Consider the following 26,750-nt stretch of genomic DNA (forward strand, 5'->3'; position numbering starts at 1 on the left):
TGTGCTCGAAGCTCCTGTCCCCCTTGTCGCTTGGCAGCCGGCCAACTGGCCTCGCTATTCCGCGCAGACCTCCTGTCCGACAGGTTTCTGGAGTTCGCCGCCGCCGGGTATCCCTGTGAGAGTTCTCACCTTCTCATGGCGACAGAATCCAGCTCCTGGGGCGTGGCGCTGGCCCACGGCACCGTGGCGTCTGCTTTCGGAGGCCGGGTTCCCCTCCCTGGTCGACTGACGAACAGGACCTAGCGGTACACCGGCGCGGGCAGCACGGGCGGCACCACCGGCGCGGCGGCCGTCACCTTCGCCTTCGCGCGCCACACCAGCGGCGTGAGCGCTCCCACCAGCACGAACACCGCCTGCACCGTGTGCGCGAGCAACGCGATGGACATCGCCTTCGCGGCCGTCGTCCCCATCGCTCCCGCCGCCAGCGAGAACATCCCGTCCGTCACGCCCACCTGCCCCGGCACCAGCGAGCCCATCGCCAGCGCCACCAGGTAGAGCCCCTGCGTGAACAGCGCCTGCACCACCGTCGCGTCGATGCCCACCGCGTGCGCCAACACCGCGTACTGCATCACCTGCAACACCCGGCTGCCCAGGAACGCCATCATCGGCCGCCACGGACACAGCCCTCCGGCGCACAGCGAGGCCTGGAACGCCTCCGCGTGCTCGCCCCACTTCCCGCACCGCCTGCGCATCCACGCGCCCAGCCGCTTCGCCCGCAGCCCCGCGCGCACGCCCAGCGACGCGAGCAGCAACACGACGCCGTGCACCAGCATCGCCACCGTGAACGCGCTCCACCCCGTCATCAGATAGGCCGCCAGCGCGCACGGAAAGGAGATGAGCCCTCCGGCTCCCAGCGACGCCGACTGCGACGTGGCCGCCGCCGCCGTCGCGGACGCGCCCCCCGTGTACGGCGTCAGCAGCGTGGCCTTCGTCGCCTCCGCCGCCGCGCGACCCGCGGGCGCCATGCTCGACACCGCGGTTCCAATCAACTGCGCGCGTACCAACACCGACAACGGCACCTGCCCCGCGCGCGCGCCATAGGACAGTCGCGTCGCCGTGGCGTCGCACGTCTGCCGTCCCAGTTCGATGAGCACCACCCAGGGGAGCAGCGGCAGCGCCTCCAGGAGCGTGGTCTTCAGCTCGCCCGCGCCTGCCTTGTGCACCAGGGCCCCCAACATCCCCAGGCCGCCCATCGCGAACACCGGCTTGAGGACCGTCAGCAGCCTGCGTCTCCAGGCGCACGGTGAGGCGCAAAGCCCCTCCCCCGCGACGGCCCCCGGCCCGGCCAGGGCCCCTTCGTGGTGCACGTTGCTCACACTCGCCCTCCTCGCCCGTCCCCACCCGCCCCACCGAGGGGTCCACTTCAGAACCTGTGCAGCCCCCACCGTCATGGCGAGGCCCGATCGTCGCCGGCCGGCAGCCTCCTCCCGCTCGCGTCCGGGGGTGGACAGAGCGCCGCTTCCTCGGGGCGACGAATGCAGGCGGAGCGGATCCATCCACCACCGGATGCACACCGCGCGTGGCACCCCAGCGCACGCTCGGCAGCAGGGCGGAAGGCGGTTAGGGTGGCGGCGCCTTCACAGCGCGGGAGCAATGCCATGAAAGCAGTGCGCTTCTCGGCCTTCGGGCCGCCCCCCGACGTCGTCCAGGTGGTGGAGGAATCCCCCGCGCCGCTGAAGCCCGGCGAGGCGCGGCTGGCCGTGCTCGCCACGCCCATCAACCCGTCCGACCTGCTCACCCTCTCCGGCGAATACGGCGTGCTGCCCAAGCTGCCCGCCACGCCCGGCAACGAGGGCGTGGGCCGCGTGGTGGAGGTGTCCGGCACCGACGCCGTGGCCGTGGGGGACCTGGTGTTCCTCCCGCTGGGCGCGGGCACCTGGCGCACCCACCTCACCGCGCCCGCCGCGCAGCTCCTGCCCGTGCCGCCGGGACTGGACCTGCTCCAGGCGAGCATGCTGCTCATCAACCCGCCCACCGCCTATCTGATGCTGCGCCAGTTCGTGACGCTCCAGCCCGGCGAGTGGGTGGCGCAGAACGCCGCCAACTCCGCGGTGGGCCGCTACCTCATCACCCTGGCGCAGGTGATGGGCCTGAAGACCGTCAACGTCGTGCGCCGCCAGGAGCTGGCCGACCAGCTCAAGGCCCAGGGCGCGGACGTGGTGCTGCTGGACACGGACGAGCTGCCCCAGCAGGTGCGCGCGGCCACCGGCGGCGCGAAGGTGCGGCTGGGCATCGACGCGGTGGGCGGCGAGTCCGCGCGCCGCGTGGGCGACTGTCTGTCCACCGGCGGCACGCTGGTGAACTACGGCGCCATGAGCGGCAAGGGCCCCCAACTGTCCGCGGCGGCCACCATCTTCAAGGACGTCACCCTGCGCGGCTTCTGGCTGACGCGCTGGCTGCGCGACGCGCCCCGTGAGGAGCAGAACGCCACGCTCGCCCGGATGGCGGAGCTGATGGCCGTGGGCACGCTCCAGGCGCCCGTGGACGGCACCTATCCGCTGGAGCGCATCCAGGACGCGGTGAAGCGCGCGCTGGAGCCGGGCCGCAACGGGAAGATCCTGCTCACCCCCAACCCCGCGGCGTGAAGCACCCGCCGCTCACGTGAAGGAACGACGACCATGAAGCGAGTCGAAGGCAAGGTGGCCTTGGTGACCGGCGGCGCGGGGGGCCTGGGCGCCGCGTCCGCCCGGATGCTCGCGCGCGAGGGCGCGAAGGTGGTGGTCACCGACCGGCGCGAGGGCGAGGCCCGCGCGGTGGTGGAGGAGCTGGGCGCTTCCGGCCTCTTCCTCCCGCTGGACGTCACGCGCGAGGACCAGTGGGTGAGCGCGCTGGCGCGCACGGTGGAGACGTTCGGGCGGCTGGACGTGCTCGTGAACAACGCGGGCATGGGCATCGTGAAGGACGTGGAGGAGATGTCCCTGGACGAGTGGAGGTTCGTGCACTCGGTCAACCTGGACGGCGTGTTCCTGGGCTGCAAGCACGGCATCCGCGTGATGAGGGAGTGCGGGTCCCAGGGCTCCATCATCAACATCTCCTCCATCGCGGGGCTCGTGGGCGTGCCGCAGTTCCCCGCGTACTGCTCCAGCAAGGCCGCCGTGCGCATGCTGTCCAAGTCCGTGGCGCTGCACTGCGCCTACAAGGGCTATGGCATCCGCTGCAACTCCATCCACCCCGGCTACGTGGAGACCGCCATGGTGGAGGCGCTGGCCCAGGCCGGCGGCCAGGCGGAGAAGACGCGCGCGCGCATGCTCAAGGGCATCCCCGCGGGCCGCTTCGGTGAGCCGGACGACGTGGCCCACGCCGTCGTCTACCTGGCGTCGGACGAGTCCAAGCTGATGACCGGCGCGGAGATGGTCCTCGACGGCGGCGCCACCGCGCAGTAGCGCGGCGAGTCCCCCACGACAGCGCCCGGGGACGTCACTCCCAGGGCGCCGTCAGCAGCTCTCCGAAGCGCATGCCCAGCTCCACGCGGCCCACCAGCGCCTGCCCCCAGGCGGTGGCCTGCGCGGCCCAGGTGGCGGGGGTGAGCCCCAGGGTCTCGAAGAGCTTCATCACGTCTCCGCCCTGCTGCATCGCCTTGATCATCCGCGCGTAGTCCACGAGCGTGGGGAAGGCGGACTCCGGGAAGAGCACCTCGCGGTCCACGTCTTTCAGCGGCACGCGGGGCTGGAGCGTCACCAGCAGGCGCTGCGCCTTCACGCGGGCGAGCGTCTCCTGCTGTTCGCGCTCCGCGGCCTGCCGGGCCTGGAGCTCCTCCGCGGCGCGGCGCTGGAGCTCTCGCTGGCGCTCCTGGTCGCGGCGGCGGGACTCGGCCACCTGACGGTCGATTTCTCGCTGCCGCTCGCGCTCCTGGTCCTCCCGCCTGCGCTCGCGGCGCTCCCGCATCATCCGCAGCGCGCCGTGCGTGTCGTCCAGGAAGTCGCGGTGGATGTTGGACTCCTCCGGCGGGGACGGCGTGGCGCGCACGCGCTGCTCGAAGGCGGGGAGCCACGACTCGAAGCGCTCCAGCTCCGCGTCCAGGACGTCGAGGACGTGGACGTCGCGGGACTCCAGCCCGTTGCGCAGCGCCATGGCGCCCTTCGACACGGAGAGGGCCGCCGTGCGCGGGCGCGTGCCCACCTGCTCCTCCGCCGCGTCCCAGAGGGCGCGCAGCCGCCCGGGCAGCGCCCCCTCCGGGACGCTGTCCAGCAACTGCTCCGTCTGGCGGTAGAGCCCTTCTGGATCCACGCGCCACCAGGTCTGGAAGCGCACGAGCGCGTCCGGCTCCACTTCGCACTGGTGCTCCCACAGGCGGTCGCGCCAGGCCGCGAAGGCGGTGAGCAGGGCCGCGCGCTCGGCGGGGTGGGACTGGAAGCGCCGCCACACGGCCTCGACGAACAGCTCGCTTCCGGTGATGGAGCGCCAGGAGCGCACCACGCGGGACAGCGGCGTCACCAGCAGGTACTGGCCCGGCCCCTCCCAGACGGCCATCAGCAGCCGGCCCGCGTGCCCCGGGTCGGGGTGCGCCTCCGAGCTCCGGCGCTCCGGAGCGAGGCCCAGGTGCCGGGCCCTGGAGGGGAACAGGAGCAACGCCTCCAGCAGGGCCTCTCCGCTGTACGCGTCGCGGGCCCAGTCGTTCAGCCGCCGCTGCTCGTCCACGCCCGAGTGGTGGAGGAAGCGCGCGAACCCGGGGGCACCGAAGCACGCGGTGCGGTCCTTCGTCGTGCCCCGGTCGATGGCGTGCACGGTCTCCTCCAGGAAGGCCCACATCGCCTCGGACTCTTCTTCCTCGGGGGGCTCGGGGTCGTCGCGGGGAGGCGTGGCGGCCCAGCCGAAGAAGTCGAGCGCGGTCTCCGCGGGCAGGTCGCGCAGCACCGAGCGCGCCCAGCGGGACCACCGCCGCTGGTCCTCCAGTCCCCATTCGCGGAAGGGGCGCCGCGTCGCGAAGGAGCGCAGCTCGTCCGCGAGCGCCCCCACCGTGCGCAGCGACACGGTGAGCAGCGCCTCCAGGGCGCCCTCGGGCGGAGGGGTGGGGAGCTCGCGGAGGACCTCCCTGGCGAAGGCCGCGTCCCCGTCCCGCTCCAGGCGCGCGAGCAGCCGGCGCGAACCCCACCGGCTCAACGCGCGCCGCGCGAAGGCGGCGACGTCCGCGTCGGAGGAGTCCAGCGCCTGGGAGACCTCCATCTCGTCGCGCAGGCACAGCGCGCACTCGAAGCGGACCTCCGGGTCGGAGCCATCCAGGCCCCGGTGCAGCGCCTCGGTGACGTTCGCGGGTGCCGGCTCATGCGAGGCCCGCGTCCAGGCGACCGCGGCGCGCGCGGACAGCTCCGGCACATGGAGCACGCCCAGGGCGAGGGTGCGGATCCGCTCGCGCTCCTCGGCGCTCAGGCGCGGAGAGAGGCCGTTGCGCCAGCGCGTCATCGCGAGCATGGCCTCCACCGCCATGCGCCCCTCCCCGTGCAGCACCTGGTTGCTCACGGAGAAGCGTGCGTCCCGCATCCCGGAGCCCTGGTGCACGCAGGCGAGCGCGGCCAGCAGGCGCAGGGTTGGATCCGGGGATTTGTTCGCCAGCCACTCCACCGAGTCCGGCATGGGGCTGAAGGGCGCGAGCATCTCCTCCAGGGCCGAATCCTCGATGGGCAGTATCACCGCCCACGCGTCCTCCAGCTCCCGCGTGAAGCCGCGCTGGATGAGGAGGGACTCGATGCGCCGGGCGTCCTCCGCGAGGCGCCGCACCGCGCCCCACTGCCGTGCGTAGCGCGCCTCCAGCACCACCACCTGGGCGGGCTCCAGCGCGGCGGTGCGGGCCGCCAGGGAGAAGCGGTCCACGCCGGACTTCACCAACGCCCGCGCGGAGCCATAGCGCTCCGGCGGGATGGCGCCACAGAGGCAGTGCGGGCACGCGGCATCAGCGGGGATGAAGCGGATGCATCCGGGGCAGCGAACCTCCGCGCCCTGACGCACGCCGCTGTCGAGCAGGGCGGACATGCCGTGTGTCTACCCCGGTCCGGGGGTGCCGCGCACGGCCCGGGCTTCCCCCAGGGGCGCTGCCCTGTCAGGCCATGGCGGCCTAACGGTGCTCGCGACGAGACTCGCCGTCACGCATGTTGGCCCGGGCGCGCTCCATGACCCGCCGCGCCCGGGCCGTACGTATGTCATTGCAGGGAGGCACGCACATGGGCGCATTGGACGGGAAGATCGCGGTCGTGACGGGCGGTGGGACAGGCATTGGCTTCGCCAGCGAGGGCGCGGAGGTAGTCATCGCCGGGCACCGTGCGCGACATGGCGGACGCGGCGTACTTCCTCGCCACCTGCGAGTACGCCACCGGGCAGGTCATCGACATCGACGGCGGATGGACCGCCGGGGCCTGAGGAGCGATAAAAATGCGCGCCGATGAGCACGTCAGACGAAGCGCGGCGCGCGCTGGAGGCCGTCTACGCACGCGTGGAGGCGCGTGCGGCGGACATCTCCCGTTCCCATGACTGGTGGCCCTGCCGCCGGGGGTGTGACCACTGCTGCCGCCACCTGGCCGCGCCGCTCCCCATGACACAACTGGAGTGGAGCTACCTGGAGGAAGGGCTCCAGCAGCTCTCCCCGGAGGCGCTGGAGGAGATCCGCGAGCGCGTCGATGCCATGGCCCGGCAGGAGGCCCGCCCGTACACCTGCCCGCTGCTGGACCGGGAGACGGGGGCGTGCCGCGTCTACGCGCACCGGCCGCTGGCGTGCCGCTCGTATGGCTTCGCCGCCGCGCGCGATGGCGGCCTCTTCTGCCACTTCATCCTGGACCTGGTGGGAAGGCACGGCGACGCGGACATCGTCTGGGCCAACCAGGACGCGCTGGAGGACGCGGTGGCGCGGCTGGGTGGAGCGACCCGCCCGCTCCCTGAATGGTTCACGCGGAAGGAGCGCGACACGCGCTGAGCCCCCTTCCTCGAAAACCGGCCCCCTCAGGTGCTCGCGCAGCGCCAGGGTCCCGCCGTGGCGCTGTCCGGTGCGCCCGCCCCGGCGCTGCCCTCGGACCTGGACGCGCGCATCGAGCAGGCCGTGACCCGCGCGCTCCAGGCCCAGGCGCCCACCGCCGCGCAACGGGAGGACCCGGCCCCCCAGCAGCCCCCCCGCGCCCGACACGCGGAACGCCGAGGCCTGGGCCCGCGGCAACGAGGTGGTGGAGCGGGCCCTCTCCGCCCGCCAGTGGAGAGATGCCCAGGCGCGCGAGCTGGCGGCGTCCGTGCCCCTGCTCACGCAGCAGCAGCAGGTGGACCTGCTGCGCCGGCTCAGCGTGGCCATCAACGAGGGCCAACTGCAGGTGGAGACGCGCGGGCCGCTCTTTTGACGGACTACCGCGCCTCCGCCGCCCGCGCGGCGTCGGGCTGCGTGGGCACCTTCAGCTCGCCCGCGATGATGCGGGCCCGCAGCGCGTCCACCGTGCGCAGCGCGTCCTCCCTGCCCGGGAAGTCCAGCCGCACGGGCGAGAGCCCCACGCCTCCCTCCTTCAAGCCGAGCGAGACATCGCCTCCCTGGAAGCGCCCCTGGCGCTGCTCGCGGATGGCCTCGTAGACCACCAGGTCCACGTGCTTCACGACGGCGGACAGCACCGCCTCCGGCGCCAGGTGTGACGGGTCAGAGTCCACGCCAATCACAGACACGGCCTTGCCGGCTTCGCGCGCCTCCTTCACCGCCTGGATGGCGCCCAGGCCGTCCACGCCGGCCGCCGCGAAGACGACGTCCGCGTTCTTGAGCAGCAGGTCCTGCCCCACCTGCTTGCCCAGGGCGAAGTCCGTGAAGCTGCCGGTGTAGTTCACCAGCACCGTGGCGCCCGGGTTCGTGGCGGCCACGCCGGCCCGGAAGCCGGCCTCGTAGCGCTGCACCAGGGGAATCTTCATCCCGCCCACCATGCCCACCCGGCCCGTCCTGGTGACGAGCCCCGCCAGCGCGCCCGCGAGGAAGCAGCCCTCCTCCTCGCGGAACACCACCGTGCGCACGTTGGGCAGCGTGATGACCCGGCCCTGCGCGTCCAGGAGCGGGCTGTCCACCAGCAGGAAGGGCAGCGAGGGATTGCGCCGGGCCACCGTCTCCACGGCGTTCTCCAGCATGAAGCCCACGCCCATCGCCAGCGACACGCGCTGCTCCGCGAGCAGTTGGAGGTTCGGCTCGTAGTCCTCCGCCACGCGGCTCTGGAGGACCACCGGGGTGATGCCCAGCGGCATCAGCTCGCCCCCGCGCGGCGCCAGGTCCGGGGCCAGCGAGGCCCGCCGCTCGGACGCGGTGGCCTCCTGGTAGCCCGCCTTCTCGTACTTCACGCCTCCGGCCCACAGCTCCAGTCCGCGCAGGGCGGAGTCGTTGAAGGCGTGGTCGCCCCGGCCTCCCAGCCCCAACACCAGCCCGATGGCGGGCCTGGACGGCGCGGCGGGCGGCTCCTTCTTGCAGCCGGTGACGGCCGCCAGCAGACACAGGACGAGCGAGAGGCTTCGGCGGCGCGGGCTCATGACGCCGCGTAATGTATCATGTGACTCCTGGCGCTCCGGCGGGACGGCGGGGGCGCCCCAGCCAGGGTGGCCGATGCTCTACTACTTCAAGTGCCAGAAGTGCCTGAACACCACCGGCCTCTTCCTGGAGAGCGAGCTGCCGTCGGACACGCCCACGTGCAACCACTGCGCGAAGGACGGGGGCAGCCAGGTCGACCGGCTGGAGACGATGGCCTTCTTCTTCGGCTGCTCCCGGTGCAAGGGCCAGTGGATGTACTCCGCGCCCAGCACCTACTCGCAGCAGAAGGCCGTCCGTCCGGACTGCCCGACCTGCAATGACAACCAGTCCATCTTCTTCGTCCCGCTGACCACGGGCCCCGCCAAGGCCCAGAAGCGCAGGAAGGCCGGGTTGCTCAACCCGGTGCGGCACGACGTCACCGGCTCGCTCGACATCCCCCCTGAAGCGACGGTGAAGAACCTCAAGCGGCGGCGGATGGACGACGGCTTCCAGGACCAGGAGCCCACCTTCAGCGTGAAGGCCGTGGACGATGACGGCGCGAAGGCGCGCATCGACACCGAGCGGGCCTACCGGAAGGTGAAGAAGCGCCGGACGGACTACGACACGAAGTTCGGGGCGCTGAAGAACGACCAGAACCCGCTGACCTCCGCCACCCATCCGGGCCGCGTGGTGACGCTCCAGCAGTATGAGGCCCAGTTGCAGCACCGGGAGACGGTCAACGGCACCAGCTACCCCCGCCTGAGCCAGTCCGCGCCCACGGTGGTGAACGCCGCGAAGATCGTCGGCCGGGACGTCGTCTGGGACTACCGCGAGCTGGGCCCCAACTCCTTCATGCGGCGGCTCTGCACGCTGCTCTACACCATCGACTACGGCGGCCCCTCGATGAACCCCATCGAGCTCCAGGCCCTGTGGGCGAACGGCTCGCTCTTCATCTCCTCCAACAACTACTCCTACGGGCTGGAGTTGGAGAACTCCCTGACCACGCACGGGACGCTCAAGCAGGTCATCGGGCAGATCAAGATTGGCAATGGCGCGGGCTCCATCAAGTCCTCCAAGCGCAACCTGAAGCCGAGCCACACCGAGCGCCTTCCGGCCTACAAGACCGCCTTCACCCAGAACACCGAGTCGGCCTACTCGGAGTACTTCCAATATCAATGGAAGTACGTCTTCAAGCAGCTCCGGGCCGCGCTGGACTTCCCGAACCACTCGGTCCTCACCATCACGAAGAACGGCGACGCCTACACGGACTGGACGGCGCCCGCGGTGACGGCGGGCCGCATCTACCTGGTCGTGCCGGAGCAGGGCCGCGGGACCTTCACGAAGAAGGACATCCACGCGGAGCAGTTGTTCTACCCCATCCTCATGAACCTGGACGCGCTGGGGGTGTTGAGCGCGTCGTCCCCGGCCTTCATCGGAGGCGTGAAGACGCCCTGCCGGACCTGCTACGAGGTGCTCCAGGCGGCCTCCGCCACCCTGGGCGACAAGCTCGTGCTCCCCACGGACGCCTTCGGCCACTACTGGGAGGCGTCCGGCACGCACGTCCCGGGCGTCACCTTCCCGGCCACCCACGAGACGATGGTGTACGGCAAGCCGGGGTCGGACAAGATCTTCGACACCGAGATCCCGCCCTCCCCCAAGCACTCCTGACGCTCAGGCGTCATCGCCGTACATGCCGATGGGGATCTTCGCCTTCACGGCCTCGATGACGGCCGCGGGGCACTTCGCCTCGGCCGCCGTCATGAGCGCCTTGGGGGAGGCGTGGAGGGTGATGGCGCCCAGGGAGTACTCGACGAGCGGCACCGCCAGCTTGCAGGTGGTCTTCAAGTAGAAGCGCAGGTCCAGCGCCCCCCGGATGGCCTCCACGGCGTCCTGGAGGGCGAGCTCCGCCGTGCGCGCGTGGTCCGCCTGCTGATACGCGGTGATCTGCTGCTGGCTCAGCAGCTCCGCGTAGACGCCCAGGACGTGCTCGGGGAGGTAGTGCACCTGGGCCTCGCCGTAGGGGATGGAGGCCGCGTTCCGGTAGGGCGCCTTGATGACGCCGCTCGGGAACGAGTCACCGTCATCCAGGGTGATCATCCGCTCCACGCCGCGCGCCTTCCCGCTGGAGCTGACGTCGGGCCGGGTGCCGTTCACCCGCGCCCGCATCTCCTGGAGCTTCGCGCTGACCAGGTCCCAGGTGCCCAGCGTCTTCCCGTTGGCCTGCGGCGCCGCGGTGCGGGGGAACGCGCCGGGGTACTGGGTTTCGAGGACGTTCTTGGTGGGCAGCCCCAGGTCCGTCTTTCCCCAGCCCGCCAGCTCCGCCTGGTTGCTGATGACCACCCCCGGGCACTTGAAGGAGTCGTACTCCTGGATGGGCAGCCCCCGCAGCACGGTGAACGCCGCGTGCCAGTAGTTCTTGTCCAGCGCGGGCTCCACCGGGTCGATGCCCAGGTGGTAGTATTTGTATCTGGGGTGGAGGGTGTATTTGATTTCATCCTCCACCCGCCGCGTCTTGCGGATGCAGAGCACCTGGTCGAACTCGGTGCGGATCCGCTCGGAGAGGGTGGCGACGCTCGCCAGGCTCTCCGTCCTGGACAGATGGGAGAAGCGCTTCGGGCGGGTGCCTTTGGCGATCTTGGGCATGACCCGAATCTACGGGGTGTTCCAGGCGCGGGGAACGACCTGCTGCGTGGACGTGCACGGGGTGTAGGCTCGGAGGCCATGACCTACCGACGCGCTCCGGTGAAGGCTCCGCGACTCTCCGGCATGGCCCTCAAGGCCATGGTCAACACGCTGGAGCGGGGCGGCGTGGGCCCGGCGCTGGTGGACAAGCTGATGCGGGACAGCGGCATCGAGCAGTGGCGCGAGCTGTCCGCCGGGGATGCTCCGCCCCTCCAGTATCCGCTGCCCCCGGGGGCGCCTCCCGCTGAAACACAGACACCGGTGGAGCAGGCCGCCCGCGCCGCCGCCGCGTCGCCCGTGACGCCGAAGTGGGAGACGGTCGCGGCGTTCGCTCGCGCCTACCGGGACGGGAGCGCGGATCCGGTGGCCGTGGCGCGCAAGGTCCACGAGGCGATCGAGCGGCTGGACTCGGGCGCGGACCGCCTGGGGCTCTTCATCTCCCGCAAGCCGGAGGAGGTGCTGCGCGCGGCGGAGGCGTCCGCGGAGCGGCTGCGCGCCGGAGCGCCGTTGAGCGTGCTCGACGGCGTGCCCGTCGTCATCAAGGACGAGCTGGACGTAGCCGGATTCCCCACGACGCTGGGCACCACGTTCCGCACCGAGCCGGCCCGGACGGACTCCACCGTGGCCGCCCGGTTGAAGGCCGCGGGCGCGCTCATCCTGGGCAAGGCCAACATGCAGGAGATTGGCATCAACCCCATCGGGTTGAACCCGCACCACGGCGTCGCGCGCAACCCGTGGAACCGGGGCCACATCACCGGCGGCAGCTCCAGCGGCTCCGGGGCCGTGGTGGCGGCGGGCCTGTGTCCGGTGAGCATTGGCGCGGACGGGGGCGGCTCCATCCGCATCCCCGCCGCGCTGTGCGGCATCGTCGGGCTCAAGGCCACCTGGGGCCGCATCCCGGAGACGGGCGTGCCGCCGCTGTGCTGGAACGTGGCGCACGTGGGCCCCCTGGGCCTCACCGTCGACGACGTCGCGGCGGCGTATGCGCTGGTCGCGGGAGCGGACGGACACGACGTCGCCTCCCGGCAGCAGCCCGCGCACCACCTGTCTGGCCTGGAGGACGGCGCGTTGAAGGGCGTCCGGCTGGGCATCTGCACGCCCTACTTTGAAGACGCGGAGCCGGACGTGGTGGCGCGCTGCCGCGAGGCCGTGCGCGCCCTCACCGACGCGGGCGCCACGGTGGTGGAGCTGCCCGCGCCGGACCTGAACACGATCCTCTGGACGCACAGTTGCATCATCCTGAGCGAGATGACGGAGGCGATGCTGCCGCGGCTGAAGGCCGGCGCGTCCGTGTTCGGGCTCGACTCGCGCACCAACCTGGCGCTGGGGCGCCACTTCCGGGCCACGGACCTCATCCACGCGCTGCGGCACCGGCACCGGCTGACCCGCGAGCTGCTGGCGCTCATGGCGGACGTGGACGTCATCGTCACGCCGACGACGGCGAGCACCGCGCCCGCCATCCCCGAGGAGACGCTCCCGGCCGGCGAGTCGAACCTGCCGGTGGTGGACGCGCTGATGCGCTTCATCCGCCTGGCGAACCTCACCGGCTGCCCTGCCCTCTCCGTGCCCGCGGGCTTCGACCGCGCGGGCCTGCCCGTGGGCGTGCACCTCATGGGGCGCCCCTACGAGGAGCACCTGCTCTTGCGCCTGGGCCGCGTGGTGGAGCGCGCGGCGGAGCACCGCACGCCCGGCATCCACGTCAGCGTTCTGCCCTGACCGGGACAACTCTTCTTCTCATCTCCCGATAACCCTCTCGAACCGCGAGCACGGAAGGTCCGGGACATGTCCATCGACGGAGTGGGAAGAGGCGGAGTCCGGCCGGTGGCGCCGCGCCCCCTGGAGGGACCGTCCGGCCCCGTGGCGAAGAACGCGCTCGCGCGTCCGCTGGCCTCCAAGGACGTCTTCGAGGCGAAGCGCGCCCCGTCCTCCAGCCCGGGCAACGCGAACCTGCCGCCCATCCAGTCCAACACGGGCACGGTGCAGGCCGGCACGGTGCAGTTGGATGAGGCGACGAAGGTGGCGCGCGGCGCGCTGAAGCTCGACCCGAGCGCGGATCCGAAGCTCTACGACGGCATGTACCTGGGCTCGGACGGCTACGCCTATCCGCCGGACAAGTTCTCCGTCTCGGAGGTGCCGCCGTTCAAGCCGGAGAAGCCCATCGCCTCCCCGACGCCGACGACGTACCACGTCAACGGCATCCTCACGCAGCCGCAGGGGGACGGGAACGCCACGGGCGAGGCCCAGAAGCTGGCGAACGAGACGGGCACCAACGTGGTGCCCATCTACAACGCCACGGAGGGGCTGCCCGCGGACGTCGCGCAGACGGGCCTGGACCGGCTGGGTGTCGGCGACAACAAGGCGGCCCAGACGCTGGCGGACGCCATCTACAATGACTTGCAGGCCGGCAAGAAGGTCAACGTCACCGGCTACAGCCAGGGTGGCGCCATCGTGTCGAGCGCGCTGCGCGAGGTGGACCGCCGCATCCAGGACGACATGGGCGGCTTCTGGGGGAACCTGCCCATCCTCGGTGACGGCAACCGCGACAAGCGCGAGGCGATGCTCGGCAACATCAACGTCTCCACCTTCGCGGGCGCGGGCAAGACCTTCCCGGACGGGCCGAACTACACCTTCTACGTGAACAAGCAGGACCCCGTGCCCACGTGGCTGGGCACGCACGCGTTCAACCCGGTGACGGACATCGTCAGCGGCATCGTGTCCGGCCTCTTCCCGGGCATCGGCATCCTCAACGGCGGCCCGTCCATCCAGTACCCGGAAGGAGCGACCGTCCACACCTTCGACTCCGCCGGCAACGGCGAGGTCTTCGCCGTGGACGGCAAGCACGGCATCGACACGTACCTGGACAACATCCAGGACGCGGTCTGAACCGCGCCCCGGCACGCCCCACGCTCACGGAGACGCGGGCGCCTCCTCCACGGTGCGCACGCGGTTGGGGCGGCGCTCGGGGACGGGGGCGACTCCGCCCACCCACTCCCAGTCCATGCCGTTCCAGGACTGCTCGCACCAGCGCAGGTCCGTGGCCAGCTCGCGCGCCTTGGGCCCGTGGGCGATGAGCGCCCAGCCCAGCCGGGACTGCTTGCACTCGCCGCTCTTGAACTTCAGCAGGCGGCGCTGGCCCCGGGCCTCGGCGCGCTCCGCCTCCCAGAGCGCCTGGTTCCGCAGACCGTCGCCCTGCGCGTCCACGCCGTTCCACTCACACCACGCCTGGACGTCCTTCAGTCGGACCAGCTTCGATCCCCGGGAGAGTTCCGTCACGGCCGCGACGAGAAGGTCGGGGGTGATGACACGCATGCGTTGGGGCCTCCGGTACAGAGCGGCGAAGGACTCCAACGTACAGCGTGGGAAATGACGGAGGGCCTCAGCTCCTCCATGCGTTTGTCATGGTTCTGTCATGGACCCGGACCATGACGCAGGCAGGCATGCGTCAGGGCTTCGGCGCGGGCTTGCTCGCCGGGGCGGGCGGTGTGGCTGCCTTTGCCTTGGAGTACGTGGCGATGCGGTTCGTCACCTCGCCCATCAGGTCGTTGGGGATGGGGACGGAGAGGTTGTACTGGGCGATCTTCCAGCCGGCCGCGTCCTTCACCAGCACGCCGCTGCCGCGCGCGGGGCCCAGGTTGGGCGTGTCCAGCGCCTCGTCGAACCAGGCGACCTGGCCGTCCTTCGAGAAGAAGACATTGCGGGACACCGACTTGAAGGACCAGGCCTTGCCCTTGGAGAAGAAGGGCTTCGACCACGCGCGGAACTGGTCCACCGTCCAGCGCTCCTCGCCGTCCGTGCCCATGAAGACCGCGTCCGGCGTGAAGAAGGCGAAGTAGCGCGCCTCGTTGGCCACCGCCGCCGCGCGGTGCCAGTCGTCCAGCACCGTGGCCACCGCGACCTTGGGGTCGGCCGGAGCCTGGGCCGCGGCCGGAGCAGCGACGGGGTTGGCGCCGAGCGCCAGCAACAACCAGGAGACGGATGCCATCGGGTTCACCTCGACGTCAGAGGGGTTCGCGGTATGAAGCGGCAGGCGTGCCCCCAGGTCAAGGCATGCGACACAAGGCGGTGGTGGCGTGGTGCTCGAAAGTTTCCAGGTGGGCACGGGTGACGTGCCCACGGTGATGCTGCACGGCTTCCTCGGGACGGGGCGCAACCTGCGCTCGCTGGCCGTCGCGTGGACGCAGGCCGACCCGCGCCGCCGCATCCTGCTGCCCGACCTCACCGGCCACGGCACCTCCCCCGCGCTGCCTCCGGAGGCGGACCTGACCACGCTCGCGCGCGACGTGGTGGACACGCTGGAGGCGCGGGGCTTCACCGGCGCCGTGGACTGGGTGGGCCACTCGCTGGGCGGCCGCGTGTCCCTGGCCGCGAGCCTGGAGGCCTCCGAGCGCGTGCGCAGCGTGGCGATGCTCGACATCGCGCCCGGGCCCGTGCCGCTGAACCTGTCGGACAGCGGCTATGTCCTGGACATCCTCCTGAAGGCCCCGCCGCGCGCGGACAGCCGCAGGGCCCTTCGGGAGAACCTCATTGGCAACGGCCTGTCGGAGGCGCTGTCGGACTGGCTGCTCATGAACCTCACGCCCGACGGTGACGGCGTGCGCTGGCGCTTCGACCGCGACGCGCTCCTGCGGCTGCACCGCCGCGTCAACGGCGAGGACCTCTGGCCCGCGGTGGAGCGCCCCGTGCACCCGCCCCTGCGCTGCATCCGCGGCGGGCGCAGCCGGTACGTGCCCGAGGAGAGCGCCCGGCGCCTGGAGGACGCGGGCTGCCCCGTGGCCCTGCTGCCGGACGCCGGCCACTTCGTGCATGTGGACAGTCCCCAGGCCGTGCTCGCGTGGCTGATGGCGCCCTGATGGATGCGAACACCGTCCTGCTCGTCTTCATCGCGGTGGGGCTGGACGGCCTGGCCGGGCTCGCGGGCGGAGTGCTGTCCGAGCCGTGGCTGCAGCGCAGGCTGCCCGCGCTGGTGGCCTTCGCCGCCGGCACGCTGCTGAGCGCGGTGTTCCTGGAGGTGCTGCCGGAGGCGGTGAAGGCCCAGGGCGACGCCGCCTTCGCGTGGGCCTTCGCCAGCTTCGTCGCGCTGGCGCTCCTGGAGTGGGGCCTGGGCCATCACCACCACGACGCGGAGGCCGCCGCCGGACACGCGCACGGCGCGCATGGGCACCCGGGCTCGCCCACGCTCCCCAGCGCGCTGCTCGCGTCGGATGCGCTGCACAACGTGGGTGACGGCGCGGCAGTCGCGGCGGCCTTCCTCGTGTCGCCGGAGGCGGGCTTCGCCACCGCGTTCGCCGTCATCGTCCACGAGTTGCCGCAGGAGGTGGGCGACTACGCGCTCCTGCGCGCCGCGGGCTGGACTCGCGCGCGGTCGCTGGCCGCGCTGGCGGCGGTGCAGCTCACCGCCGCGGTGGGCGCGGCGGGCGTGCTGCTGGGCACCCGGTACCTGCCCTCGCTCCAGGGCACGGTGCTGGCCATCGCCGGAGGCTCGTTCCTCTACATCGGCGCGGTGGACCTGCTGCCGGAGCTGCGCCGGGGCCCGGACACGCGCCAGCGCGTGGTGGGCTTCCTGTGCGGGCTGCTGCTCATTGGCGGGCTGCACTTCGCGGAGCGGTTCGCGGGAGGCCATGGCTGAAGGGCCGCCCCCCTGAGAGGATGGGGGCATGCAAGCAAAGACCGTGATTGTCACCGGTGCCTCCGCGGGCATCGGCGAGGCGCTGGCGGTGACCCTGGCCGGCCGGGGCGCGAACGTGGCGCTGGCGGCGCGGGATGCCCAGGCGCTGGAGCGCGTGAAGGCGAAGTGCGAGGCCGCGGGCGGCAAGGCGCTGGTGGTGCCCACCGACGTGGGCGACCCGGAGGCGTGCCGCCTGCTGGTGGAGCGCACGGTGGAGGCGTTCGGCGGCGTGGACGTGCTCGTCAACAACGCGGGCATCACCATGCACTCGCGCTTCGAGGACGTGAAGGACCTGGGCCTCTACGAGCGCCTCATGCGCATCAACTACCTGGGCGCGGTGCACTGCACCTTCCACGCGCTGCCGCACGTGAAGGCGCGCAAGGGATTGCTCGTCGCCGTGTCGTCGCTCACGGGCAAGACGGGCGTGCCCATGCGCACCGGCTACGCCGGCAGCAAGCACGCCATGCAGGGCTTCTTCGATTCGCTGCGCATCGAGCTGTTGGGCACCGGCACGGACGTGCTCGTGGTGTCGCCGGGCTTCGTGGCCACGGACATCCGCGCGCACGCGCTGGGTCCGGAGGGCCGGCCGCTGGGCCAGAGCCCTCGCGACGAGGCGGGCCCCACCATGGACGTGGACACCTGCGTGGCCCTCATCCTGCGCGCCATGGAGCGCCGCGACCGGGAGCTGGTGATGACGCTCACCGGCCGCGTGGGCCAGGTGCTCAAGCTGGTGGCGCCCGCGCTGGTGGACCGGCTGGCCGCGCGCGCCATCCGTGGCAAGAAGGCCTGAGGCTACTTCTCCAGCCGCGACACCATGCCCCACAGGCCGTCGAAGGTGGCGTTGCCCACCTGGTGCAGGCCGAAGCCCCAGAGGAAGGCGGTCATCCACGCGCCGGAGCCGCCCCACGTGGGCGCGAAGACGTCCAGCACCTGGAGCCCCAGCAGCACCGCGATGATGGACATCATCCCCAGCACCGCGAGCTCCACCTTCCACAGGTCGCGCGAGCGCGGCAGGGGGATCCAGTCCAGGTGCACCAGCACGTCGGTGCTCGCCTTCGTGGAGGACGGCGGCAGCGGGGAGAGGTTCCCGGTGGCGGGCCCGCCGGGCAGCGGCGAGGGCGGCGGGGGCGACTCCGCGGCCGGCTGCGAGAAGGGGTCCAGCGTCACGGCGGAGGGGACGGACTCCAGGGCCAGCCGGCCGCCCATGGACACCGGGGGCGGCGGGAGCGTGACGTGGCGCGAGAAGTCCTCGCGGGCGGCGCGGTACTCCGCCGCGGCCAGGTTCGCCTCGCCCTTGTCCAGGTGCTCGCGCGCCGCCGCCAGCCGCGCGTCCGCCCCGGTCCGCCAGTCGTCCGCCAGGGTGTTCAGCCCGCCGCCGGCCTGGGCCTGGAGCTGCGTCAGCGCCTCCTCCAGGTTGTCCACCAGCTCGCGCAGGTACAGCGCGTGCGCGGACTGGTAGTAGAGGTACGCCTCGTCCACGCTGGCGTGCACGCGGGCCCGCGCCCGGGCCAGTTGCTCGCCCACGCGCAGGCGCAGCGCCGCCCACTCCTCCTGCGTGAAGCCGCCGGGCAGCTCCTTCGCGGTGAGGGCGTCCTCCAGGTCCGTCAGGAGGATTTCGAGGAACGCCTCGCGCGCGGTCTCCACCAGCCGGCGGGACGCCTCCAGGTCGGGCCCCGGCAACTGCTGGCGCGCGCGCAGCACGTACAGGGGCAGCTCGCCCTGGAGCCGGCGGCTCACGGGGTCATCCCCGCGCTGGGAGGCCAGCGTGCGCGACTGCTGCTCCAGCTCCGTCAGCCGCGCCTCCAGCACCGCGCGGGCCACCGCCTCCAGGTCGAGCGTGCGCAGCATCTGCGCCTGCTCGCTGAAGTCCGCGGACGTGGCCTCGTCGTTCTGGAGCAGCGTCTCCACCGCCTTGAGCTTGCGCTCCGCGTCCAGCAGCGCCACGCCCCTGAGCCCCTCCAACTGACGCAGGAGCACGGACCAGAGGGAGAACAACTGGAGGCGGGCCTCGAAGAGGGCGAGCACGGAGTCCTGCACGACGAGCCCGCTCAAGGGCCGCTGGATGTCCGCGAGGAGCGCGTCCACCTGGCGGCGCAGCGACGCGGCCACGGTGGCCTCGCGCTCCAGGGGACGGGCGGGCACCAGGGACTGGAGCTTCTGGCGCGCGGCCTCCGCGCGGCTGCGCAGGTTCACGCGCGGGCGCACGCGCTGCACGTAGAAGCGCACCGCCGCGGACGTCACCACGCCCAGGAAGATGAGGAACGCGCCGAACATCGCGGGCGTCTTCACCCAGACGGTGAAGGCCTGCTCCACCGCGCCGCCCTCCGGCACGAGCAGCCGCACCGTGCCGGTGTACTCGCCGGACTCCGGCAGGCCATCCACGTCCAGGCTCAAGAGGCCGGTGCCGTAGGCGGGCACCTCCAGGAGGCCCTCCGGTCCGCGGAAGGACCACGTCGCGTCCTGCGCCTGCACGGGCGCGGCGCCGTCACCCGAGCCGCCCGCCTTTCGGTCCAGTTGCACCACCGCCGCGGGCCCCACCACGCCGCCCACGCCCGCCGTCTCCCGGAAGGACAGCCGCACCGTGGCCTTGCCGGAGAACGGCCCCAGCGTCCAACCGCGCGCGGGGGCCACCGGATAGAACTGCACCGTGGGCGCCGCCGCCACGCGCCGCACGATGAGCGGGGTGGACTCCCGCACGCCGTCGCCCAGGAGCACCACGCGGCCGTGGAAGTCACCGGCCGAGGGCAGGTCCGCGGACAGCGTCACCGTCACCGGCTGCCCCACGGAGATGGGCACCTCCGCGACGCCCTCCGCCGCGCCCACGCGCACCGCCACCGGCACCTGCGTGCCGTCCGCCGCGAGCAGCGGATCCACCAGCACCGTCACCCGCGTGGCCTCCGCGCCCGCGTCGCGCGGCGACTCCGGGGAGGCGTCCATGGGCGTGGGCAGCAGGTCCACGCGCAGCACCGTCTCCAGGTGCGCGGTGGACGTGCGCAGGCGCACCTCGTTGTTGGAGGACAGGCCCGCGAGGCCGAAGCGCGGCGCCGCGCCCGCGAGCATGGGCCACAGGCAGAGCACGGCGCACGCCAGCGTCACGCCCGTGGAGAGCGGGACCTTCGCGGCCAGGGTGCTTCGAGCGGGGAGGCGCATGCGCGCGGACGATAGCAGCCCCCTCCTCCGCGCCCGCATGTTCGACCGGGGCCTTGTTTCACTCCCAGCCCAGGCGGCGCAGCACGCTCCCGGACAGGCTCGCGCGGATGGTGTCCAGGGGGATGCCCTCGTCGTCCTCGGCGGACTCGTGGCCGGGGCGCGGGTCTCCGCTGTGGTGCAGCGCGACCAGCTCCAGGTCCGGCGTGAAGCACGGCGACCCGGACGAGCCCGGGTGCGTGTTGGTGCAGTAGGTGACCCGCGTCTGGGAGCGGTTGACCGCCTGGAACGTGTCCAGCGCCACCTGCATGGGCCGCCCCTTGGGGTGCTGCACCACGAGCGCCAGCGCGCCGGGCGCGAACGCCGTGGGCGACGAAGGGGCCAGCGGGATGAAGCCGCGCCGCTGGTCCCCCAGCCGGTCCTCGCCGGGGGCCTCGTGGATCAGCAGGAAGGCGTAGTCCAGTTCGTCGCGCGTGGCCTCGCGCGGGCGCGGGTGCATCAGGTCCGCCGGGCTGTGCGGGCTCTGCGCCAGGCACGCCTTCACCGCGTACACCCGGCCGGGGTGCACCGCGATGCGGTCCGGCAGCACCTTCAAGTCGAAGCGCACGCGCAGCGCCTCCAGCAGCCGGTGCTCGATGACGTGCGAGTTCGTCAGCACCACGTCCGGCGCCACCAGGAAGCCCGTGCCCAGCGCGCGGCCGCCCTCCAGCTCCACGCGGCACACGCGCCGCGACAACGTGGCCAGCCGGTCGCGCCAGACCTGCGGCGTCAGCGCCAGCCGGGACTGCTGGACGATGCGCGCCAGGGCGCTGCCGGACACGCTGCGCTGCACGGAGGACAGGTAGCTCTGGAGGAAGCGGCGGATGCGCGGATGGCTCGGCGCCGCCGCGTGCGCGCCGCGCACCAGCACGTCCGTCCACCCCTCCGCCTCCGCGGTGCGCACGAGCGCCCGCGCCCGCGCCGCCCCCTCCCGTTCGACGGGGGGCACCAGGCTGCGGCCGCATTTCACCTGGACCATCCGGTGGAGCTCCTCCACCGAGGTGAACGCGCCCAGGAGGGCGTGGGTCAGTTCCTCCTGTTCGGAGCCTTCAAGCTCCATCCGGTTTCCTCGCCGCAGCGCACGAAGCATCTCCGCCGCACTCCTTGCAGTGTACGCATGAGGGCGGCGATTGCACCGGGCGGGGGGCACCCGGCGGGACGGGCCCCTGCCGCGCGCCAGGCGCCCATTCCACCCGCCTCCGGGGCCGGACGGAAGGGACCAGCACCGGCGCCGTGAGTGGAGAATGACCCCACGGACGCCGGAGGGCCTCAGCGCACCGCCCAGGTGGTGGGCGGCAGCGACGCGGTGATGTCCGGCCGGCCAGGCACGCCCAGTCGCGCCGCGCCCGCCTGCAACGTCCCGGCGAGCGTGGGCAGCACGCGGAACTCCACCTGCACCGGCGCGCCCTGCTCCCTGGGAGAAAGGTCCAGGGACAACGCTCCATCCTGCACATCCCAGGACGTCACCTGTCCGGACGCCACGAGCGCGACCAGGCTCGCGGGGTCCACCTGCACGCCCGCGGGCAGCTCCTGCTGGAAGCGCAGCGGCAGCGAGGACGGCGCACCCACCTGGACGCGCACGTTCGTCAGTTGCCCCACGCGCGCCTCCGCCGGCGCCGTCACGGCCAGTTGCAGGCCGCCCCTCACCTCGCGCTTCCAGGGCACCGCTGCGGACAGCGCCAGGGAGAAGCCCAGCCCCGGCACCGCGGGCTCCGCGCGCACGGTCCACGTGTGCGTGCCCGCCGAGCCCGGCGCTGCGGCCTCCAGCGCCAGCACCTGGCGCAGCGCCTGCGTGTCGTAGGTGCCCTCCGTGACGACCTGTCCGTCGCGCGCCACCGTCACGCGCACCCGGGCCGGCAGCGGGTCCTTGAAGAGGGCCAGCGCGGCGCGCAGCCCCACGCGGTTGGCCTGCCCATCCCCCCAGCCCAGGCCCGGCGTGTAGTGCGCGAGCAGCCAGGCGCCCAGGTCCGCGAGCGGCGCCTTCGCATCGCCCTGGAGGGCGAGCACCGCCATCGCCGTGGCCTCCGCCTCCGAGGGCGCCTCCCCGTCCGCGCGCACCGTGTCCGGCTCCACCGGCAGCCACGCGGTGCCGTCCGCGCCGGACTTCAGCGCCTCCCGCACGCGGGCGCGCAGGGCGTCCGCCACGCTGCCCTCCGCGGCGCCCTCCGCCAGCAGCACCGCCGCCGTGTAGCCATCCTTCACCTGCGGCAGGTAGCGCTCGAAGACGCCCGACGCGCGCACGGTGAAGGCCGCCGCGCGCTGCCTGCCCTCCGGGGTGCCCTGCGCCGCGCGCACCGTGCGGGCGCAGTCCGCCGTCGCCACCAGCAGGCGCTGGAGCGTCCAGCCCTCGCCGCCCAGACAGGTGCCGTCCGGCCGCTGCGCCTGGGCCACCTGCGCCACCAGCCGCTCGCCCAGCCGCGAGAGCACCGGGTTGTCCGGGTGGGCCAGCGCGCCCTCCGCGAGCCGCGTCGCCACTTCCACCGACGGCGCCCGCGCCGCGCGCAGCACCCGCTGCGTCGCCACCAGCGACAGCGCCTTCAGCGCCGCGGGGTCCGCCGTCTCGCCCAGCGACCTCAGGAGCTCCGGCGCCTGGCCCGCGAGCAGCAGCGCGTACGCGTCCCCCGCCACGTCCACCGGCCGGCGCTCCACCGCCGCCAGCTCCGCGCGCACCATGCCCAGCGCGCCCGGATACACCTGCAGGCGCACCCGCTCGCTGCCGGCCTGCGCGTCCGCGGGGACCGCGAGGGACAGCGTGCGCGGCGCCGCCAGGGAGCCGCCGCGCGTCTGGACCACGGGCTGGCCGGTGGCCCACACGTCGAAGTCGCGCACCACCGCGTCCGTGTCCCCCAGCGACGCCCGCAGCGTCACCGGCCCCGCGCCCCGGGCCTTCACCGTCACCCACTCCACCACGCTGCCGCGCGCGGGCACCCGCACCGTGCGCGCGCCGGCCTCCACCTGCGCGCCCTTCACGTCCACCTTGAGCGCGGCCTCCACGGCCTTGTCGGTGGTGTTCACCACCTGCACCGGCAGGCGCACCGTGTCGCCCGCGCGCAGGAAGGGCGGCGACACCGGATCCACGTACGTGGGCAGCGTGCCCGCGAAGGACGTCACCGCCCCCGCCTGCGCGCCGGAGCGCGAGTGCGCGAGCGCCAGCACCCGCCACTGCGTCAGCCGGTCCGGCACGCGCACCGGCACCGTCGCCAAGCCGCTCGCGTCCGTCACCACCAGGGGCTCGAAGAGGAACGTCTCCGGGAACCACGCGCGGGTGGGCGCGCCAGCGCCGCCCTTGTCCGCGCTGACGCCCCCCTCCTCCATCTCCGGCTCCGGAGGCGCCGCCATCTCCATCACGGGCGCCGCGGCCTTCGGAGCCTCGGCCGGTCCGCCGCCCCCCCGCGAACCGACGGCCTCGTCGTAGGCGTTCGACGAGCCGAAGCCCTTCATCGCCTTGCGCTTCATGCCCTCCGGACCGCCGGGGCGTTGCGCCATGGTGACGACGACGCCGTCCTCCCCCGCGAGCGCGGCGGCGGACTGGCCCATGGTGCGGCGGATGACATCCCCCGCCACCAGCGCGAGCGTGACTCCGCCCAGCACGAACCCCACCCCGAGGCCCACGGCCCCGGACATCCACGAGCGCTGCTTCATGGCGCCTCCCGGGCGACCCACGCGTCCCAGTTCACGACGTCCTCCGGCAACCGCGTTCCATTCACCACCACCGCGCGCGGATCCGTGAGGGCCAGCAGATCGCGCGGCAGGCGCGACAGCCGCAGCTTGCGGCCGAACGCGTCCGTCACCTTCTGCCCGCGCTGCTCGCACGCGGCCAGCGACTCCGCCCACAGGCGCGCGAGCCCCGCGGGGTCCAACGTCTCACCCGCGGGCGCGGTCTCCTCCCACTTGCGCGTGCGCGCGTGCAGCTCCGTCAGCACCGCGTAGAAGGGCTCCGTCAGCTCCGCGTCCGGGGAGAAGGGGCTCGTGGCGCTCGCCGTCAGGGGCGGCTCCTCGTCCTCCAGCGAGGGCACCGCCGTGACGCGCAGGAGCGCCGCCGCGGCCGCGTTCGCGCCCCGGATGCGCCCCATGGCCAGCGCCTGGCCGTCCAGCACGCCGAAGGCCGGCGTGGCCACGGAGGGCGAGGGCCGCAGCCCGTCCAGCGCGTCCGCGCCCGGCAGCACCACCAACTGGGACAGCGTCTCGTCCACGCCGAAGAGGCCCACCGCCGCCTCGCCGTCCCTGCCGTCCACGCGCGTGTGGACCTGGAGGTGCGCCAGCTCCCCGGGCGCGTACGCGGGCTTGTCCGGAGACACCTCCACGGACAGCGACGCGCGGGGCGCCACGTACACGCGCGCGGTCGCCGGCACGCCCTCCACCTGCGCCCAGCCCTCGAAGTCCTGGGGCAGCGTGAAGCGCGCGGAGCGCGTGGCCGGGTCCACCTTCTCCTTCAGCCGCGTCTGTCCGGCCACCAGCTCCAGCGTCGGGGGCAGCTCGCCCTGGAAGCCGGGGCCGCGCAGCAGCTCCACCTTCACGGACTCGCCCGCCTTCGCCAGCACCGGCGTCGCGCGCAGGCGCAGCGGCCGCAGGTTCGCGGGGCGCAGCACGAACTTCGTCTCCCCCATGTCCTGGCCGTCCCACTTCGCCCGGACCCTCAGCTCGTAGCCCAGGAACGTGGTGGCCTGCGGCGGCCGGGGCGTGCCGCTTCCGCCGTAGGTGGGCTGCGCGGTGAAGCGCACCACGCCCATGGCCTCCGGCAACCGCCGCCCCGCCAGCAGCTCCGCCCGCATCGAGGCCGGGACGCGGATGCGCGCGAAGCGCTCCTTCACGCACGCCAGCGCCGCCGCCGGGAGCGCGTCCTCCGGCGCGGGCTCCGCCACCCAGGACAGCGCCAGCTCCGGCTTGTCCGCCCACAGCCGCCACGTCAGCGCGCCGGGCAGGGCCACGGCGCGGTCCAGCGTGGACGGCAGGCACGAGCGCGCGTCCAGCGCGGCGAGCGTCAGCCCCTCGCTCACGCCCCGCTCGTCCCCGAAGGCGACCTGCGTGTCCCAGCGGAAGGAGGGCAGCCCCGGGTCCCGGACCTGGAAGCGCAACTGGAGCATCCGCTCCGCGCGCGCCGGCAGTCCCTTCGCGCGCAGCGCCGCCGCCATGCACGCCTCCAGCCCCTCTTCCGCGCCGCCCACGTCCAGCACCTGCCCGGCCGCGCCCACCCGCACCGCGAACTCCGCCAGGGCCGCGCCGGAGGCCGGGCTGACGAAGCGCGCGCAGGGGTGCAGCACCGGCAGCAGCCGCTCCAGCGCGAGCTGATCCTCCAGCGACGCCTGCCCTCCCTGCGCGCCCAGCAGGTCCCGCGACGACACGAGCGACACGGGCGGCGGGCGCGGCTGCGCGCGCACCGGCAGGGGCGGCACCACCACGTTCACCGCGGGGCCCGGGTCCAACTGGAAGGCGGCCACGCCGTCCTCGTCCGCCACCGCGCTCACGCCCGGGTCGCGCGGGTCCCACGCGCGCGTCACCGTCACCTCCGCGCCCGGCAGCACCTGGCCCGACGCGGTGGTGGCGCGCAGGTAGACGCGGTTGTTGAAGCCCGCCACCAGCCCGTCCTCCAGCTCCGTCACGGAGGACACGGCCAGCGCGTCCTCGGACAACAGGAGCGACACGCCGCCGCGCACCGGCTCGCCCGTGGGGTCCTTCGCCTCCAGGCTCGCGCTCAGCGTGGCCTGGCCGCGCAGGTCCTGGGGCACGCGCGGCAGCGTCACGCGGAAGCGGCCGGCGGCGTCCGTGCGCGCCTTCGTGGGCAGCTCGCCCCGGAGCCACTCCGTCGGAGGCGGCCACGCGCCCGCGTGGCTCCACGTCAGCGTCACGTCCGAGTCCGCCACCGGCGCGCCGGACGCGTAGGACACCTGCCCCGTCACCTCCGGCGTGTCGTCGGCGCGCCAGAAGGGCCGGGGGCTCCTCGCCTCCATCCGCAGGCGCGGCAGCGTGAAGGGCTCCACCGTGAAGGCCGCGTCACCGGAGGCGCCGCCGCTGGACCACGCCACCGTCCACGTGCCCGTGGGCGCGCCCCGGTCCAGCGGGAAGTCCCCCGCCACCACGCCCCAGGGGCCCGCGGGCGCGCGCTCCTCCAGCACCACCTCGCCGGAGGGGTCCGTCACCTTCCACGTCCCCGGCCGCCCGTCGAGCGGCGACAGGTCCTTCGCGCGCAGCGCCACCGCGCGGAAGCGCACCCGGTGCCCGGGCTCGTAGAGGGGCCGGTCCGTCAGCACGCGCACCCGCGCGGGCGCGTACAGGGGCAGCGCCGCGTCCACCGTGCCGGCGCCCAGCGGCGTGGTGACGCGCGCGCGCAGCAGGTAGTCGCCGTCCGGCACCGCGGGCAGCGTCACCGGCGCGAACAGGGGGCCGTCTCCTTCGCGCTCCCAGCGGCCCTCCGCGTCCGGCGGCAGCGGCGTCTCCTTGCCGGCCGCGTCCACCAGGAACAGCGCCGCGGAGCCCCGGCCGACCGGGGCCCGGAGCTCGCGGCCCTCCGCGTCCACGCCGTGCGCCACCGCCTGCACATCCACCCGGCCGGAGACCCCGCGCGCGAGCGCGCCGGTGGACACGCTCACCGTCTGGCGGAGCTCGCCGTCCGGACACGCCGGCACCTCCACGCCCTGGAACATCCAGGCGGACAGACACCGCCCGGAAGCCATGAAGGCCAGGCCTCCCCCCACGAACAACAGCCCGAGCCCTCCGGCCACCCATCGCCGGCGCTGGATGCCATCTGTCATGCGTCTTCTCCCCGTCTTTCCACTG

General features: G+C 73.3%; 20 protein-coding genes. 10 read left to right on the forward strand and 10 right to left on the reverse strand.

Features of this window, described 5'->3' with window-relative positions; all coding sequences use genetic code 11:
* Positions 1 to 239 precede the first annotated feature (239 nt).
* On the reverse strand, positions 240 to 1,316 hold the full coding sequence (locus K8556_RS07240) for a lysylphosphatidylglycerol synthase domain-containing protein (RefSeq protein ID WP_223739290.1): 1,077 nt from the start codon (positions 1,314 to 1,316) through the stop codon (positions 240 to 242).
* 282 nt (positions 1,317 to 1,598) lie between these two features.
* Between K8556_RS07240 and K8556_RS07245 the strand changes: the two genes are divergently transcribed.
* Together K8556_RS07245 and K8556_RS07250 are read left to right on the forward strand one after the other, a co-directional pair.
* On the forward strand, positions 1,599 to 2,585 hold the full coding sequence (locus K8556_RS07245) for a zinc-dependent alcohol dehydrogenase family protein (protein WP_223739291.1): 987 nt from the start codon (positions 1,599 to 1,601) through the stop codon (positions 2,583 to 2,585).
* A 33-nt stretch (positions 2,586 to 2,618) separates the two neighbouring features.
* Positions 2,619 to 3,383 (forward strand): glucose 1-dehydrogenase, encoded by a 765-nt coding sequence (locus tag K8556_RS07250; protein ID WP_223739292.1) that lies wholly within the window; start codon positions 2,619 to 2,621, stop codon positions 3,381 to 3,383.
* 34 nt (positions 3,384 to 3,417) lie between these two features.
* Here the strand turns inward: K8556_RS07250 and K8556_RS07255 are convergent, their stop codons facing one another.
* On the reverse strand, positions 3,418 to 5,967 hold the full coding sequence (locus K8556_RS07255) for a hypothetical protein (protein WP_223739293.1): 2,550 nt from the start codon (positions 5,965 to 5,967) through the stop codon (positions 3,418 to 3,420).
* A 406-nt stretch (positions 5,968 to 6,373) separates the two neighbouring features.
* Between K8556_RS07255 and K8556_RS07260 the strand changes: the two genes are divergently transcribed.
* Positions 6,374 to 6,901 carry a YkgJ family cysteine cluster protein gene (locus K8556_RS07260; protein ID WP_223739294.1) on the forward strand — a complete coding sequence of 176 codons (528 nt, stop codon included), beginning with the start codon at positions 6,374 to 6,376 and terminating at the stop codon, positions 6,899 to 6,901.
* A 244-nt stretch (positions 6,902 to 7,145) separates the two neighbouring features.
* A complete protein-coding gene (locus tag K8556_RS07265) occupies positions 7,146 to 7,313 on the forward strand; it encodes a hypothetical protein (RefSeq protein WP_223739295.1) in 168 nt (55 codons plus the stop codon).
* 4 nt (positions 7,314 to 7,317) lie between these two features.
* On the opposite strand, the gene K8556_RS07270 is transcribed toward K8556_RS07265, so the two are convergent.
* Complete coding sequence (locus K8556_RS07270; protein ID WP_223739296.1) at positions 7,318 to 8,466, reverse strand: BMP family protein; 1,149 nt, start codon at positions 8,464 to 8,466, stop codon at positions 7,318 to 7,320.
* Positions 8,467 to 8,539: 73 nt separating this feature from the next.
* Between K8556_RS07270 and K8556_RS07275 the strand changes: the two genes are divergently transcribed.
* The gene (locus tag K8556_RS07275) at positions 8,540 to 10,111 is read left to right on the forward strand and encodes a hypothetical protein (protein WP_223739297.1); all 1,572 of its coding nucleotides are present in this window, start codon (positions 8,540 to 8,542) and stop codon (positions 10,109 to 10,111) included.
* A 3-nt stretch (positions 10,112 to 10,114) separates the two neighbouring features.
* Here K8556_RS07275 and K8556_RS07280 read toward each other — a convergent pair whose 3' ends face one another.
* Positions 10,115 to 11,086 carry a hypothetical protein gene (locus K8556_RS07280; RefSeq protein WP_223739298.1) on the reverse strand — a complete coding sequence of 324 codons (972 nt, stop codon included), beginning with the start codon at positions 11,084 to 11,086 and terminating at the stop codon, positions 10,115 to 10,117.
* A gap of 78 nt (positions 11,087 to 11,164) precedes the next feature.
* Here K8556_RS07280 and K8556_RS07285 point away from each other — a divergent pair, with 78 nt between their 5' ends.
* Both K8556_RS07285 and K8556_RS07290 read left to right on the forward strand, forming a co-directional pair.
* The gene (locus K8556_RS07285; RefSeq protein WP_223739299.1) at positions 11,165 to 12,841 is read left to right on the forward strand and encodes an amidase; all 1,677 of its coding nucleotides are present in this window, start codon (positions 11,165 to 11,167) and stop codon (positions 12,839 to 12,841) included.
* 66 nt (positions 12,842 to 12,907) lie between these two features.
* Complete coding sequence (locus tag K8556_RS07290) at positions 12,908 to 14,008, forward strand: PE-PPE domain-containing protein (RefSeq protein ID WP_223739300.1); 1,101 nt, start codon at positions 12,908 to 12,910, stop codon at positions 14,006 to 14,008.
* A 24-nt stretch (positions 14,009 to 14,032) separates the two neighbouring features.
* On the opposite strand, the gene K8556_RS07295 is transcribed toward K8556_RS07290, so the two are convergent.
* Together K8556_RS07295 and K8556_RS07300 are read right to left on the reverse strand one after the other, a co-directional pair.
* A complete protein-coding gene (locus K8556_RS07295) occupies positions 14,033 to 14,434 on the reverse strand; it encodes a hypothetical protein (protein ID WP_223739301.1) in 402 nt (133 codons plus the stop codon).
* Between the two features lie 133 nt (positions 14,435 to 14,567).
* Positions 14,568 to 15,107, reverse strand: coding sequence for a nuclear transport factor 2 family protein (locus tag K8556_RS07300; RefSeq protein ID WP_223739302.1), 540 nt, complete (start codon positions 15,105 to 15,107; stop codon positions 14,568 to 14,570).
* Between the two features lie 88 nt (positions 15,108 to 15,195).
* On the opposite strand from K8556_RS07300, the gene K8556_RS07305 reads away from it, so the two are divergent.
* The 3 genes from K8556_RS07305 to K8556_RS07315 are packed head-to-tail and all read left to right on the forward strand — an operon-like array spanning position 15,196 to position 17,580.
* On the forward strand, positions 15,196 to 15,975 hold the full coding sequence (locus tag K8556_RS07305; protein ID WP_223739303.1) for an alpha/beta fold hydrolase: 780 nt from the start codon (positions 15,196 to 15,198) through the stop codon (positions 15,973 to 15,975).
* Entirely contained in the window at positions 15,957 to 16,751 is a 795-nt protein-coding gene (locus tag K8556_RS07310; protein ID WP_223739304.1) for a ZIP family metal transporter, read from the forward strand. The genes K8556_RS07305 and K8556_RS07310 overlap by 19 nt, the downstream gene beginning before the upstream one ends.
* Before the next feature lie 28 nt (positions 16,752 to 16,779).
* On the forward strand, positions 16,780 to 17,580 hold the full coding sequence (locus K8556_RS07315) for an SDR family oxidoreductase (RefSeq protein WP_223739305.1): 801 nt from the start codon (positions 16,780 to 16,782) through the stop codon (positions 17,578 to 17,580).
* A 2-nt stretch (positions 17,581 to 17,582) separates the two neighbouring features.
* On the opposite strand, the gene K8556_RS07320 is transcribed toward K8556_RS07315, so the two are convergent.
* The 4 genes from K8556_RS07320 to K8556_RS07335 form a co-directional block, all read right to left on the reverse strand.
* On the reverse strand, positions 17,583 to 19,940 hold the full coding sequence (locus K8556_RS07320; protein ID WP_223739306.1) for a hypothetical protein: 2,358 nt from the start codon (positions 19,938 to 19,940) through the stop codon (positions 17,583 to 17,585).
* A 58-nt stretch (positions 19,941 to 19,998) separates the two neighbouring features.
* Positions 19,999 to 21,036 carry a trypsin-like peptidase domain-containing protein gene (locus K8556_RS07325; RefSeq protein ID WP_223739307.1) on the reverse strand — a complete coding sequence of 346 codons (1,038 nt, stop codon included), beginning with the start codon at positions 21,034 to 21,036 and terminating at the stop codon, positions 19,999 to 20,001.
* Positions 21,037 to 21,245: 209 nt separating this feature from the next.
* Positions 21,246 to 23,618, reverse strand: coding sequence for an alpha-2-macroglobulin family protein (locus K8556_RS07330; RefSeq protein WP_223739308.1), 2,373 nt, complete (start codon positions 23,616 to 23,618; stop codon positions 21,246 to 21,248).
* Positions 23,615 to 26,725, reverse strand: a complete 3,111-nt coding sequence (locus K8556_RS07335) for an MG2 domain-containing protein (RefSeq protein WP_223739309.1) — start codon at positions 26,723 to 26,725, stop codon at positions 23,615 to 23,617. The genes K8556_RS07330 and K8556_RS07335 overlap by 4 nt, the downstream gene beginning before the upstream one ends.
* Positions 26,726 to 26,750 lie beyond the last annotated feature (25 nt).

Source organism: Corallococcus sp. AS-1-12 (assembly GCF_020036995.1).
Taxonomy (GTDB): Bacteria; Myxococcota; Myxococcia; order Myxococcales; family Myxococcaceae; genus Corallococcus.